General features: G+C 38.2%; 11 protein-coding genes. 5 read left to right on the forward strand and 6 right to left on the reverse strand.

Annotation, left to right across the window (positions count from 1 at the left end; all coding sequences use genetic code 11):
• Positions 1 to 65 precede the first annotated feature (65 nt).
• Entirely contained in the window at positions 66 to 1,328 is a 1,263-nt protein-coding gene (locus ABMA76_RS07030) for a tetratricopeptide repeat protein (protein WP_392907668.1), read from the forward strand.
• A 23-nt stretch (positions 1,329 to 1,351) separates the two neighbouring features.
• The gene (locus tag ABMA76_RS07035; protein ID WP_393061256.1) at positions 1,352 to 2,119 is read left to right on the forward strand and encodes a Nif3-like dinuclear metal center hexameric protein; all 768 of its coding nucleotides are present in this window, start codon (positions 1,352 to 1,354) and stop codon (positions 2,117 to 2,119) included.
• A gap of 20 nt (positions 2,120 to 2,139) precedes the next feature.
• Here the strand turns inward: ABMA76_RS07035 and ABMA76_RS07040 are convergent, their stop codons facing one another.
• Genes ABMA76_RS07040 through ABMA76_RS07050 form a run of 3 tightly spaced genes read right to left on the reverse strand, consistent with a single transcriptional unit; the run spans position 2,140 to position 7,543 of the window.
• Positions 2,140 to 2,631 (reverse strand): PaaI family thioesterase, encoded by a 492-nt coding sequence (locus ABMA76_RS07040; protein ID WP_392907663.1) that lies wholly within the window; start codon positions 2,629 to 2,631, stop codon positions 2,140 to 2,142.
• Entirely contained in the window at positions 2,631 to 3,437 is an 807-nt protein-coding gene (locus tag ABMA76_RS07045; RefSeq protein WP_392907661.1) for a pyrroline-5-carboxylate reductase family protein, read from the reverse strand. Before ABMA76_RS07045 ends, ABMA76_RS07040 begins: the two co-directional genes overlap by 1 nt.
• Positions 3,437 to 7,543: a proline dehydrogenase family protein gene (locus ABMA76_RS07050; RefSeq protein WP_392907658.1), complete on the reverse strand. Its 4,107-nt coding sequence runs from the start codon at positions 7,541 to 7,543 to the stop codon at positions 3,437 to 3,439. Before ABMA76_RS07050 ends, ABMA76_RS07045 begins: the two co-directional genes overlap by 1 nt.
• Before the next feature lie 179 nt (positions 7,544 to 7,722).
• Between ABMA76_RS07050 and ABMA76_RS07055 the strand changes: the two genes are divergently transcribed.
• The 3 genes from ABMA76_RS07055 to ABMA76_RS07065 all read left to right on the forward strand — a co-directional run bounded on the left by ABMA76_RS07055 (position 7,723) and on the right by ABMA76_RS07065 (position 9,883).
• Positions 7,723 to 8,082 carry a response regulator gene (locus ABMA76_RS07055; protein ID WP_392907656.1) on the forward strand — a complete coding sequence of 120 codons (360 nt, stop codon included), beginning with the start codon at positions 7,723 to 7,725 and terminating at the stop codon, positions 8,080 to 8,082.
• The gene (locus ABMA76_RS07060) at positions 8,083 to 9,210 is read left to right on the forward strand and encodes a hypothetical protein (RefSeq protein WP_392907654.1); all 1,128 of its coding nucleotides are present in this window, start codon (positions 8,083 to 8,085) and stop codon (positions 9,208 to 9,210) included.
• A 103-nt stretch (positions 9,211 to 9,313) separates the two neighbouring features.
• The gene (locus tag ABMA76_RS07065) at positions 9,314 to 9,883 is read left to right on the forward strand and encodes a hypothetical protein (RefSeq protein ID WP_392907652.1); all 570 of its coding nucleotides are present in this window, start codon (positions 9,314 to 9,316) and stop codon (positions 9,881 to 9,883) included.
• A 15-nt stretch (positions 9,884 to 9,898) separates the two neighbouring features.
• Here ABMA76_RS07065 and ABMA76_RS07070 read toward each other — a convergent pair whose 3' ends face one another.
• From ABMA76_RS07070 to ABMA76_RS07080, 3 genes are all read right to left on the reverse strand, one after another.
• Positions 9,899 to 12,049 carry a hypothetical protein gene (locus tag ABMA76_RS07070; protein WP_392907650.1) on the reverse strand — a complete coding sequence of 717 codons (2,151 nt, stop codon included), beginning with the start codon at positions 12,047 to 12,049 and terminating at the stop codon, positions 9,899 to 9,901.
• Positions 12,050 to 12,057: 8 nt separating this feature from the next.
• A complete protein-coding gene (locus ABMA76_RS07075; RefSeq protein WP_392907648.1) occupies positions 12,058 to 12,738 on the reverse strand; it encodes a hypothetical protein in 681 nt (226 codons plus the stop codon).
• A gap of 245 nt (positions 12,739 to 12,983) precedes the next feature.
• A complete protein-coding gene (locus ABMA76_RS07080; RefSeq protein WP_393061258.1) occupies positions 12,984 to 14,915 on the reverse strand; it encodes an acetoacetate--CoA ligase in 1,932 nt (643 codons plus the stop codon).
• Positions 14,916 to 14,930 lie beyond the last annotated feature (15 nt).

Raw genomic sequence — 14,930 nt, forward strand, 5'->3', positions numbered from 1 at the left:
ACGTAATGTGTATATGTATAAACTAGCATGTCAACGACTTGTTGATGCGTCACAACGTAGACAAGATGAATCATAGAGTGCATATTTCAGGGACGAAATATGAATATTCAAGGGAAGAAATCACTAAGATGAATACTATTCAAGAAATTTTATTAAGCGAACTTACACAATCAAGAAGCTACCTAGATAGAATCCTACATGCTGTTTGTGAATTAAGTGAAACTCACCTCGATGCTAAGGCGCGCCTTATTATTGAAGAGTTTAGTTCTGAATACGACAAGCTAGTTAGTGAATTACTAATTCCATCTCACTTTGGTGATCTCAATCTTCTCCATCAAAATAATTTTCGTCAAGGGCGTGAAAACTTAAGACTCATGAATAACTTTATCGAAAGCTTTATTGCTCTCGCTCCAAAAAATGATGATGAAGTTGTTGGTGTTATCACTCGCCTCATCAATCTCTCATATAAGTACACAAGAGAACTTCACCTCATCTTAATTGAGCGCTCATCACTTGATGTTGCCACACCGAGAATGGGGCTTTTAAAAGCAATCGATATTAAAGAAAAGAAAGAAGTTGTTGTTGCAAAAGAAATCATTAAAAAAGGTCCATTCACACTTATTGAAGGTGGACGCGTGGATGAAGATGATGAAGATATGGAGCACGAAGAAGACTTCACTCCTCCACTATACTTCCTAGAATCCCTTGAGATTCTAAATCTTGCTCACTCTAAAACTGCACCAATCCTTGGAATGAATGCAAAGAGAGAAGAAAAGTACGAACAATATATTTCAGATGCCCATGTGCTAGTTTCTAAAAAAGATCTGGCCGGAGCACTAGAGTTATTTAACAAGGCCCGTGGCCATAAAGAAACAGCGGAAGTTCTAACTCTAATGGGGTGGGTTACATCTCAGATGGGAAATATTGAAGATGCGAAGTCACTTTGCCTAAAGGCTATTGAAATCGATCCAGAATATGGTGCTCCTTACAATGATCTAGGAACACTTCTTTTAAATGAAGGCCATATCAATGAATCAATCAAATGGTATGAGCTTGCAAAAAAAGCACCTAAGTATACAAATCGCGAATATCCATATATCAATGCAGGCCGCGCCTATATGCAGCTTAATAATTTTGATAAGGCCATGGAAGAATTCGAGGTTGCCTTAAAACTAGTCCCAGAAAATCAGGAACTACGCCACACAGTAAGTAAAATCCGCTCAAGTGTAAAAAAACCAGAGAATACGGAAAAGACTCGTGGATTTGAAAAGTTCAAAGTTGATTTCTCTGGCCGCCAAGGGGATAATGATAACCAACCAACACAATAATTTTAACGGTATGGATATCATTTATGACAAAAATCTCAGCAAGTGAGCTTGGAAAGTTCTTAGCAAAACACCTTAATACTTACGAGTATAACGACTACGGCCCAAATGGCCTACAAATCGAAGGTCGTCCAGAGATTTCAAAAATTGCATTTGCAGTTTCTGCGCAAAGAGACTCTGTCGCAAAGGCCTGTGAGTTTGGCGCTGATGCCATGATAGTTCACCATGGACTTTTTTGGAAATTCCACGGTGTCAGAACTATTACAGGAAGCTTCGCAAAAAGAGTAAAGCCACTCATTCAAAATGATATCAATCTATTCGGCTACCACCTACCTCTTGATGCCCACCTTGAAGATGGTAACGCTGCCGGTATCGCGAAACAAATCGGTTTAACTAATTTAAAACCATATGGTGACTACAAGGGAATGCCTACAGGTATCCAAGGTAGTTTTGAAAAACCACTTACACCAAGTGAGTTAAAGAAACTCCTAAAGAAAATCCTTAATCACGAAATCATTCATAGTGATCCAAATAATGAAAAGATCTCGTCAATGGGAATCATTACTGGTGGTGCAAACTCAGACTGGCGCTACTGTGTTCGAGAGGGGCTTGATGCTTACCTGACAGGTGAAATGAGTGAACACGATTGGCACGAATCTCGTGAAGAAGGGATCCACTTCTTTGCCGGTGGCCATAATGCAACAGAGAGGTTTGGAGTGCTAGCACTCAAAGAGCTAATTGAAAATAAGTTTGGAGTTGAGTGTATCTTCATCGATTCACCCAACCCGGCCTAAGCGGATCGCCTCAGGAGCAATTATTTTCTCTTTAAACTTAAAGTAATCGTAAACTTTGCGACAGGTTCATCCCCTGATACATCTGGGCAAGTTGCAATGATATCCAGTGGAAGGTTGTGACGTTCATCACTTGCTAGAACTTTTTCAACAAAAGCATCAATTTCTTTACCTTGAGTACAAGTAAAGACCGTATCACCTTCTGCTCTTTTTAAAAATTCAGCATGAAATTCTTTAAAAGCAAGAGATACTCTCTTTCCTTTATCCATTGTCTTCTTCATTGCTGCAAATCCACCAGCAAGATCAGCACCACAAGCAAGCGCACCAAAGTACATGCTGTTTAGGTGATTTTTAGAGCGACGAGAAAGAGGAATCTTAATGGCCGTTACTTCTTCACTCAATTCTACAACTGTTGGCCTAAGCCAAAAAATCATTGGAACTTTTGTTAGGCCAAAAAGTCTAACGAAGGCCGTATTTCTTAAACCTTCTGGTAATTTATCTAAAACTTTTTTCATTACTTACTTCCTTTTAATTCAAGTGTTCGCTGGTAAGCGCGCTCTATTGCACGATTAAACATCTCCTCCATCCCCGATTCTTTAAAGGATTCAAGGGCCTCATAAGTGACACCGTTTTTTGATGTGACATTATTGCGAAGAGTTTCCGCATCAGAGTTTTGAGACAGCATGCGACCTGCCCCCTCTATTGTACCCGCAACCATTTGATGTGCAAGGGCACCATCAATGCCGCGTGCTTTCATATCTTCAATTAAGATACGTGCAATTTCAAAGAAGTATGCAGGGCCAGAGCCTGAAAAAGGGGTAATTGTATCAATATCGTCTTCATTTTCAAAAACAGTATTGATTCCACTTGTATTAAATGCCTGCCAAAAAGCTCCCCACTTATCCTGATGAACAGTCTTTGTTTTATAAAGAGCATTTACCCCAAGGCCAACTTGGGCAGGAGTATTTGGCATAATTCTAATTATTTGGTCAGTTGATAAGAAGTCAGCTAACGCCTTCGCATCACTTCCCGCAAGAAGTGAAATTATTGTTAAATACGGGTGAGTAAGAAAATCAATTTCTAGCGCAACTTGTTTTAACTGTTGAGGTTTAAAACAGGCCCAGAGGTAGTCAATATGAGTGTTACGTAATTCTTCGAGATCCTTAACCCAAATCGCACCAAATTCGTCCGCAAAGCTTTTCGCCTTAGCTCCACTAGGAGTAAAAACTAAAAACTCACAATCTTCAGAGTTTCTGATGAAACTAGGGATTAAAGCGCGGGCCATATTGCCCGCTCCTAAGATTAAGTGACGATACTTCATTATGAGTCTAACTCCATTGGTGCTCCGTGCCTCATGATGTTGACAGCGTAGCTTCGTTCACATGAGAACATATGGAAAAGGTCAAAGTAAGACCCACTAATATAGTCTTCAAGTGGAGAGACAAATGTTGTCATAACAAATTGTCCATTCTGATCCCCTACGGCCCCATTAAATTCTTTTATTGATTCAAGATCACCATCACAGATAACTACATCAAAGTTTTCACTTAGAAGAGTATGCATCTTTTCTTTGCTTACGTGGTAGCAGTCGATATTTTTCTTAGAAAAACGATTTCTCTTTAAAATATCAATTAAGTAATTCCACCAACGATAAGCTTCAGCATTTGAACAAAGGATTGTTACTCCTGTCCCAGTTGTTAAAGACATAAGTACTGCAAAGAAAGTTTGCATATTAATTTCTTCATTTAAGCTTAAATAAAGCGCACGGTCTTTATTGCAATCAAAAACAGAGTAATTTATTTGTCCTGGGATATAGCGATTATCACGTCCTTTATTTAAGAATTCTAGATAATCAACCTCAAGCCATTTCTTCAAGTCCTTAAGAGCATGTCTCTGCTCTCCGAAAGTTCCCGGAAATAAAGGACCAAAGTTACTGATAATCTCATCCAGTGCAGACAGCATTTTCTCACGTCTTACAAAGTGATCAGAAGAAGAACTACGAGAAACGACTGGCTCATAATCACTTCCAGCATCAAATTTTGAAGACTTAAGATCTTGCGAACTATTACGAACAAAGAGGCTTCTTAGGTAGTCAGCACCACCGGCCTTAGGCCCTGTACCAGACATTTTAAATCCACCAAAAGGTTCGATAGCAACACGAGCACCAGTGATTGGACGATTGATATAATTATTTCCAATATACATCTCTTTCGTTAAGAAATCGATATCATCTTGAGATTGAGAGAAAACTCCTCCAGTTAAACCGTACTCAACACTATTGAAGATATTTAATGCATCCTCATAGTCATCATAAGCAACGATATGAATAACAGGAGCAAAGAGTTCACGTGAAGCATAACTTTCTTTCTCTAAAGCACGTGACTTTGGCAGTTCAATAATTGTAGGCCCTACACAGTAACCAGGAAGGTTTTCCTCTGAGCGGTTAACGTGTACAACTCCTCCGTATTTTTTAGCTTCTTCACTTGCCTCTTTTACTTGAGCAATTAAGCGATCTTTCTCTTCTTGACTAACAAGAGGATTGATAAAACTAGCAAAGTCTGTTGCTGGCCCAACATAGATATCATTAGCGGCCTGCTTAAGACGAGCAACTAACTTATCCTTCACTTCTTTGTGCACAAGAACACGAGAAGCGGCAGAACACTTCTGCCCAGCGTGAGCAAAAGCAGAATAAAGAATTCCAGATACTGTTTCATCAAGCTCAGCATTATTTGTGACGATCACAGCATTCTTTCCACCCATTTCAGTAATAACGCGAACTGGATAGCTCTTGCCTGTGTTGCGATTTTCATAAAGTCTCTTGGCACAAGTTTTTGCGATATGAACACCAACAGGTTTAGAACCAGTAAAGATCACACCAGCAATACGCTGATCCTCAATAAGCTTTTGTCCAACCGTTTCACCAACACCAGGTAGGTGAATTAAGGCATCTTTAGGTACACCTGCCTCATGGAATAAGTTAACTAATTCACAAGTAATAAGAGGTGTTTGCTCAGCAGGCTTTAAGATAACAGTAGAGCCTGTTAAAAGAGCTGATGCCGTCATCCCACATGGGATTGCAAGTGGGAAGTTCCATGGTGCGATAATGGCAAATGGGCCACGGGCCTTGTACTCTTCGTTATCACCTACTTCTGCTAATTTTCTGATATAGAAATTTAAGAAATCAATTGCTTCATCTACGTCAGCTAGAGCTTCGCCAATGGCCTTTCCTGATTCGTGCATAATAAGAGCAGAATAGTAATTACGGCGAAGGTACATAATCTCAGCAGCACGTGCCATAACAGCAGCTCTTTCTTGCCAAGCAGACTTAGACCACTCACCTTCATAGAAAGACTTATCAATTGCCGCAATAGCTTTTTCAGTATCATCTAAATTAGCAAAAGTTATTTTACCAACAACACTCTTTCCATCAGAAGGAGAAAGAACTGATTCAGAATCTCCTGTTAGAGAAAAGTCTGTTGCATAATCTTTTCCTGATTCAAATTTTTCAAATTCACTTCTAAAGTACTTAAGCTCTTTTTCAAGGTAAGTTTTTAGTGGTGGACAGTTACTAAATTGTCCATGAACTTGAGTTAACGTCGAGTCTAAGTTTAAAAGACCTTCACTTTGGTGTTTTTCAAATATCTCATTCGGAGCCATAAGCTTTGCATTCTTCTTATGACTTCTCATAATCGTTAAGACACCAACTTGAGAAGAGTTTTCCATGATACGACGAACAAGGTAGGCCATCCCTACAATCAGAGAACCAATTGGAACGTAATTTCTTACGGCCCATCCCATCTTGGCCATCGCAGTCGACAGGGCCTCGTAAGTCATATGCAGACATTGGTGCTCAATCTCATCAATGTCGTTGAATTTCATCTCTCTTAGTGCTTCAGCGTAAGCATGATCTGCAAAGTTATGAGAAGCAATACAAAGCTTGATATGTGGAAATGCTTTATACATTTCATAGATCATTTGTCTGAAGTTGATATCTGTTTCTTCTTTATTTAAGAATTCAGGAGCATTGTGACCATGGGCCTCGGCCTCAACAGTCTCAGCATCCCAATAAGCACCCTTAACAAGACGAATTGGCATAATCATGCCACGCTCTTTTGCTAACTCGACAACATCTTGAAGGTGATCGTAACAGTCACGTAGATAAGCTTGAACAACAATACCTGTATCCGCATAATCTTTTAGTTCTTCGGTTTCAAGAAGGGCCTTCTTATAGATTTCAAAAACGATATCACGGTAGTGGTAATGTTCAGCATCGATATTGATAAAGACTTGCTGCTCTTTTGCTGTCTTTAGGATTTTAATAAGTCTAGGAGAAACTAGCTTATAAGTATAATCAAATGCCTCAGGTTTAAAGTCAGAACAAAGGGCCGAAACTTTGATTGAAACGTGAGCTCTTAAAATCCCCGCTTTATTACGACTTCCAGGAGTAATGTGCATACTAAAACCATTAACTAGTTTTAGAACTTCATTCATATAATTATCAGCTTCTGATTCAGAAACTACTAACTCTCCAAGTTGATCAAGAGTAACATCCCTTCCAGTATTAAAGATTGCTGCAAAATTCTTTTGAGCACTTTCAATTGTTTCACCGGCAATAAATCTCTTTGCCATGAAGCGAACTTTAAAACGAACAATATTAGCAAGGGCCTTAGCAGGGAAAATACGTACAATTAAAAGAACAAAGTAAAAGAGAACAACTAACTGCGGTGGCAGAGGTTGACGATCCCCTTTTAGATCTAGTCTCTTTGCTTTTTTCGAATCGAGAATAAGTCGTCTTAGCGACTCTCTCAAAATACGCTTAACTTCCTTTCCCTCTTTATCGTGATCAAGAGATGGTAAGATTGCTAAAAATTTTAATAAGTGGATTCTTAGAAGTGCATAATTTGCAGTAAGACCTAGAGCAAAGTCAGAGATCTTCTCAAAGAAGACTGGTTTATAATCATTAAGAAACATAAGTAGCTTCTTTGTGATTGTATCAGACATTTCACTCACAGATTGATCTTCGATCTCATCAAGTTTCTTAAGTCCATAGCGATGACTAATGATATTACTTACACCAGGAAAATCTGCAATTTTAACACTCATAACATTTGTTACATGTGCTTTGAATTTCTTATAGTCTTCGCTTTCTTCTCCAACATAGTTATCAAGAAGAAAAATTTCATTGGCCATTTTTATATTACAAAGGCGTAGTACTTTTTCGTCTTTATCAATTCCTAATAAAAACTGAACACCTTCGAGACCTATTTGAAATTTGAATGAAGAATCAAACTCCGTCCAAAATAGTAAATCTTTTTTAATAGACTCTTTAATTTGTGAACCATCAAATAAAAGAGATTCAAAATGATCATAATAATCTAAGCGAAATGAATCATTTAATTGTGTGCTTTTAACCACAGGTAACTTCACATTAACTCCAATTAAAGTATGTTTCTCAACGAAAAGTTGATTTCTTTTGTCATTTAATTATCAGCGGGTATAATAAACTAAAGTGAAGGTTTAAAAAACAAAATTCACACATCTAACTCATAGCAATAAATTACTAAAAATTACTTTTGATATTAGTTAAGTTTTGAGAAAATATACTTATGAATGAAGAGATCCTATTTATCGATGACGATGAGAATATTGCAGAGCTCTTTGCTCTTACCCTAAGCCAAGAAGGCCATGAAACATTGGCCCTGAGCGGTGAAGTTGACGTGGAGCACTACTTCGACAATATCAGCGATAATCTCAAGGTGGTCATTGCCGATAAGAATATGCCAGTTATCAATGGTGCGGAGGTTGTGCGTCGATTTGAGAGTAGCTCTAAAGCTGGTACATTGAAATATATCATCATCTCCGGTGACGAAGAGCTGGACAATGAGGAACTTCAAGACAAGGTGCACTTCATTAAAAAGCCTTTTAAAAAAGAAACTCTCTTTTCTGTGATTGAGGACATTATTTAAATGCGCTTATTGGTTTGTCTATTTATATCACTCCTAGCAGTCAAGGTTCAGGCCATCACCTATACGATGGATGACCTTCGTGTGCTCTATAAAGACAAATCTCACCGTGAATATATGAAGCACTTCTTAGATGTAAGGCCTTCTCAAAGAGATTTTGAATGGAAAAAGATGACCCGAGAGATGGCAACTTCTTATGTCGAAGATCTTATAAAGAAGAACGAAATCAACAAGGCCCAGTTCACAAGAATTACAAAATTTATTGAAAACAAGAACCTTAAGGCCTATGCCTTTTTCACTCTTGCCTATTCTAAGTACGCTAGACTCTACTTCCAAAAGTGCACTAACTGCCAAAAGGATTTAGATACCTATATTTCTCATTCGGCCCGCTACCCTGATATCGACTTTGATATTTATAAGGCCCTAGCAGCACCACTTCAGGGTAAGTATGACAATCTAGTCAAAGCACCTTTAAAAAGTAACGATTCAATCTACTACTGTCGTGAAGAACAAGGCCAGAAAGCCTTCTTACAAATTATTGTCAAAGAGATTTCTCGCACCGATTCAAAGGCTTCAATCATCAACAAGGCCAAGGATATCTTTAATCCAGATTGCCTAAATGGTTTTGCCAAGGCCGATCTCGAATCACTTCTTAGGCCAAGTAATTATAATAGCGAGATCATTTTCCTTACATTTAATGCTTTTGATAAGATTGATGAGCAAATGAAATCAGTTTTTCTAACGAATTACCTTTTAACCAATCCAATCCCGGGCCCTGTGATGAATATGGCCTGGAATAAAATGGAAGAATTATCGGCCAATTATGATAACCGAAAGAAAGTATTGGAAGATCTTCTTAAGTACCATCCTCTAAGAGGAGAGGTCTTTCATCGTCGAAATGGTAAGGCCAGTACAAAAACGAAGGTTATCATCAAAAGATTTGCTAAGAATTTCCCAGAATATATCGAAAATTACGCTCAAACTTGCCTCAACTTCTACAATGGTAAAAAGAAGTTTCCACGCGGTAATCCGGCCCGCTATTGCGATGACTTCATGGCAGAAGACGTTGCTGGCCAATGGTTAAGCGATGAAATTCGTCTGCGATACTCAGGCGCTAAAAAAATCAAGTAGTTATATCCAGTACATTATACAACTCGCCGCACAAAGCCTTGCCTGTTAAGCGTAACTATGGGAGGATGCCCATATCAACAAATAATATTAGGGAATTAGGGAAATGAAAAAAACAATACTAGCACTACTATTTGCTCTGCCAGTGTTTGCAAATACTGGAGATCAAGATCAAGAACCTACACCAAAGCCTTGTCTTGAATTAACTCAAGAAAAATTAATAGGCTTAGAGAGTAAGCCAGCGAATGAGTTAGTATTTATCTCTAATAAATGTTCTTACGCTGACTTTTCTAAAGAGTTAAAAGAAGGGCTACAAAAAGCCATTCTTGGAGCCGATGACAGTAGACTAGAGCTTCTTTTAAAAGACGAGAAGATCAATATTATCATGGATACACTTGCCACGGATCACGTTGGTTCAACTCGTTTTTCATATGAAGACACAAAGAAAATTGAAGACTTCTACTCTTCAACTAAGGCCGACTCTCTAAAACAATCTGGTAGCCTAGAATCTTTTAGAGAGGAACAATCAGATGATTTCTACTTAGTATTATTTTTTAATGCTGAAAAAGATCGCCTTATTGTTATCTACAAAAGACTTACAGAAGCTCCAGTTAAACAAGAACCAACAGATCCGAATGATAGTTCATCAGATGATCTTCCTTCTGAGGAAATGTAATAACAGAATTCTTACTTAAAGAATTAAGAATTTCTTTGCATAGAGACTCGCGGCCAAGTCAGCATTTTTACGATTGCGATTTTCGACACGGTAGCCGATGAAAACTCGCTTTCCACCTTGGAAGCGATAAGCAGGACTAAGCCTTACAAACTTATCCATATCACCTTTATAAACAATAAATTCTTCACCAGGCTTTAAGTCTTTGGCGTTGATAAGAAGTGAGCCTAGATCGATACTTTCAGCACTCCAAGAAACCTTAATCTTCTTAACATCACCTTTTTCACTAGCAATACCTCTGCCCTTTTCATCTTTCTCATAGGCAAGGCCATTGAACATTTTTGAAATCTCAGATGCATCTGGGTGATTTGTAATCGAAGCCGGTAGCGTTGCTCCAGAACTTTGAAGATTATTTAAATCAATATTTGGTGCAGAACGCCCGGTGATATCAACAACTGTTGCCTTCGCTTCAGGTTGCGTAAAAGTTGAACTTCCTGTTGAAGACGATCCAGTACCACCTGTGGCAAAATTCGATCCGCCACCTGACCCGGCACTTGCAACATTTGCGATCGGATAATTACCTGATCCGTTTGAACCTCTTCCTCTTTTACCTCTTTGGATTGGCTCAAGAGTTTCAGCGTCATAACGTTGGTACTTATCTTGATTCTCACGTGCTAATTTTTCTCTATCTCTTTTAAGTCTTTTTTGCTGTTGATTTAGGGCATCTGCAAGACTACTTCCAGCTTGTCTTAGTGTCTTAATAGTCTCAACAATCTGCTTCGTATTTCTTGAAACATTTCGATTACTTCTTGCTCGAGTCCCCATTCTTAGACCACTTCTACCTGATGCCATTTGTACAGAAGCAGAACTAACACCATCACTTACACTTACAGACTCCACTGCTTGTTTTGTCGGTGGCTGCTGAGAAGGTCCAGTCATTTTGGCTGCGATTGGAGATCCAGCAGAGGAATCATTTTGAGATGGAGTTTGTGCCACTTTTTCATTCTTTTCTGGGCCACCAATGTCAAGGGCCTCACCATCTTTACTGGCAAAGAATTGCGAAACAAGTGAACCCTTCTTCATTGAGCTAGACTCAATCTTTGCAAGTTCAATTCTTTCTTCTAATTCATTGGAATCATCTTCATGTAAGTGATCCCTAAAATATGCAATATCACCTTCATCTAATTCACCTGATTTGAAATCTTTTAATAATTGGTTTCCAATTGCTTCTTTCAAAAATTTACAATCAGGAGTTTCGATATTTTCAATACAATTTGCTTTTTTAAATTCAGCGAGGGCCTTATTTTTATCTACATGACATCCATGTATTGAATAAGGTGCTTCATCCATACAAATTTTTGTACAAGTTGGATTTACAGGTGATTCAAGTGATTGATGAGCATTCTTTAAAGTAGAAAGAATATTATTAGACATATCCTCTCGATATGGACGATCTTTTATTTTACAAAAGTAATTATAATTATCAATATCTGGCGTAGTTGCAAGATCAAAGTCGAATTTATCAAACTCTGGGCCAGAAAGTGACTCTCCTTTACAAAAACCTATAACTTCATTCTCAAATTTTCTACAAGACTCATCAAGTTCTTCTTGTGAAAGAACTCCTACCCCTGCAGTATTTCCTAAAGAAGACTGACAAACATTGGATCTAAATTTATTGATTGTATTATTGTCTGAATTAGAAGAATGAAAGATTTCTAAGAAATCATTACCGATCTCACTTCCTAGGTCTAATCCCTTATATTCTGGAAATAATTCATCGATCATTTGTTGATCGCAGTTCTTAGAGAGTGTCTTATTTAAACTACAGTTAAGGCTTAGATTAGAATTGTCATTTTTAATACTTTCAGCTAGCTCAAAAATTTTGGCCTTAAGCTGTTTTCCGCTTTTTTGGCGAAATGCCATTCGACTTTGAGTATAGTCAGTTTTAACATTTTTAGAAATACACTCGCAATACGTGTCCGAGTTGGCATCTAGACCGAGTTCTTCAACACATTCACTTCCGACCTTAGACTTAAGACCACTTCCCATTCTTGCAGCTATTTCCTCAATATTATCACCACCAATAAAAATCGAAGCAATACCTGCACGACATTGTGCATTTGCATAGAAAGAAAAATGAATAGATAGAATAAAAAGTAATGCTCTCAACTTCATCCTTAATTCACGTTAATTGGCATATCTGGGTCTTCTTTTCTAATCTCTTCAATTGACTTTACAGGAAATAAATTAAAACGTTTTCCTGATCTAAGGCGTCTCATTACCGCTGCATACTCCTTTGCACGCTTAGAGTTTGGATAGTTCTTTTCAAGGTAAGCAAAGACATGAAAAATTGGACCTTCTACAATCTTCCCCTCTCTTTCAATTCGTATATAAGCATTAGGATCAACCCCACCAAACTGAGACTTCATCATAGTCCCTAGATAGCTTGAATAGTTTCCAGAGTAACTTAAATCATCAAAAAAGTTTTTACGAAATGCCCAACAATCCATCGTTAACATATACTTAAAGAAGAACTCTTGACGACCTCCAGGATAGTGCTTATCTATATTCTCCATAATAGAGTTATAGCTAGGGACAATATCATTGGCCGAAAAATAGGCGTCACAAACGGCCCTTACATTTGGCTGCATAATTTCTTTCATATTTGCGGGCCAGTCTTTTGGATAATTTGGATTTGCGCCGTACGATCTAACATTAGCAATTTTACGAATATTCTCTTCGTTTACAGAATCCAGAGTTTCGAGAGTTCCGTTCACACAATTAACACCATCAGAAGCAAAACTATGGCCGTTTTGCACTAACAATAATAATAAAAATGGTAAAATCAACTTCCTCATAAACTAATCCTTTGTGAACTAATCGGAAGCAAAATAATTGACTTTAGGGATTAATTCACAAACTTATGCATAATTTCAACAACTTACTTGAGTAAACCAATTTACTAAGTACTTAAAAACACATTAGTACCAGAGAGAACGCCTCAGCTAATATTATAATTGAGTTGAAAAATAAGACCAAAGCTGGGCCCTAAGCACTTGATTGCTTATTAAGTGGGCCCCTATAAAAGTTGGCAAATTAGAAATTATAGATTTTCGAAATACACCAGTGTCTCAGGGTTTGCCACGGCCTGAACATTATCCAGAGCACGGCCATTGATTAGACGGCTTACGGCCATCTCCATCTTCTTACCTGAGCGAGTATATGGAATCCCCTTTACTTGAATCACACGTCTTGGCATATGCCTCGGCGTTGTATTTTCACGAATACGAGATTTTATAAGTTTAATATCTTCTTTTGATATCTCACGCCCATCCTTTGTGACAACGAAGAGCCAGACTTCCACATCACCATCGACATTCTTTCCAACGCACACGGAGTCTTCAATAAAATCGATCGTCTCAGTTTGGCGATAGATTTCGGCCGTACCAATTCGGACACCACCAGGATTTAGAGTAGCATCAGAGCGGCCAAGAACCATTGCTCCACCACCCTCAGTGATCTTAATAAAGTCACCGTGGTGCCATACTCCTTTAAACTCCGAGAAGTATGCCTTATTGATACGCTCACCATCATCATCGTTTAAAAAGTATATTGGGCGCGAAGGGAAACTTTGAAGACAAACTAACTCACCCTCTTCACCTGTTTCAACTTTCTTTCCTTGTGAATCAAAGCAGGTTACGTCCATGCCAAGGCCCGCACATTGCAGCTCACCTCTAAAGACAGGAAGGATTGGATTTCCTAGAAAGAAACAACCAATAATGTCAGTTCCACCAGAAATACTTGAAAGCTGAATATCTTTTTTAAATTTCGAATAAACATAGTCAAATTGTTCAGGAAGCAGAGGTGCTCCTGTAGAAAGGATTGTTTCAAGAGATGACATATCATACTTAGAAAGATCGATATTTGAATCTTCTAAGGCCTTTAAGAATTTTGGACTTGTCCCAAAAATATTTAGCTGCTCTTTTTCAATAAGTGAAACAAAGTCGCCAAATGTTGGGAAACCAGGAGATCCTTCATATAGAACAACAGTTGAACCAAAGTATAATGATGAAACAAGCCAGTTCCACATCATCCAGCCGCAAGTAGTGAAGAAGAAGATTGATTTGTCTTCTTTAAGATCTGAATGAAGGCCAAGCTCTTTAATATGATTAACAAGAGTTCCACCGATACTATGAACAATACACTTAGGTTTTCCAGTTGTTCCAGACGAATACATAATATAGAGAGGGTCAGCAAAGTCACACTCTGTATACTCGATCTCTTTATCGACTGGTTTTACAACTTCACTCCAGCTAACTCCCTTATGAATAGAGCTTGCATCAAACCCCTCACCTTTGAAGTCAACAACGATGACTTTCTCAATAGAGTCAACGGCTTGGACAACAGCATTAATCTTATCTGTTAAATCAAAGTACTTACCACCGTACTCGTAACCACTAACTGTTACGAGAATCTTAGGCCTTGATTGCCCAAAACGATCAATAACACCTTCGATACCAAAGTCACATGAAGTTGATGTAAAGACACCACCAAGAGATGTTGTCGCTAACATTGAAACGACTGTCTCAGCAATATTAGGCATATAGCCAGCGAGAACATCGCCCTTTGAAATATGAGGAGCGAGAACTTCTTGAAGGCCAGCAACCGTATTTCTTAAGTCTTTATATGATATTTTTTGAGTTTGGCCGTTTTCTCTTACGCTATTTAAAGCGATGGATACATCACGGCCATTTTTTAGAAGGTTCTTTGCGAAGTTTAATTTTACCTTTGGAAACCATCCATAAGTATCAAAGCTTAGGTCTGTGCATACTGGTTCTAAATCGCCAGTATAATCAACATCAAAGAACTTAACGAGTTCTTTCCAAAAGCTTTTTGGATTATCCACCGTGTACTTATGTAGCGAGTGATAAGACTTACAATCGAGTCCTTGGGACTTATTAATTTGTCTTATAAACTCCATCATATTTGATGACTGAATTCGCTCACTACTCGGCGTATATAAAATTTTATTCACTTCTTCTAACCTCAA

This window comes from Halobacteriovorax sp. ZH5_bin.2 (assembly GCF_043196375.1).
Lineage (GTDB): Bacteria > Bdellovibrionota > Bacteriovoracia > Bacteriovoracales > Bacteriovoracaceae > Halobacteriovorax_A.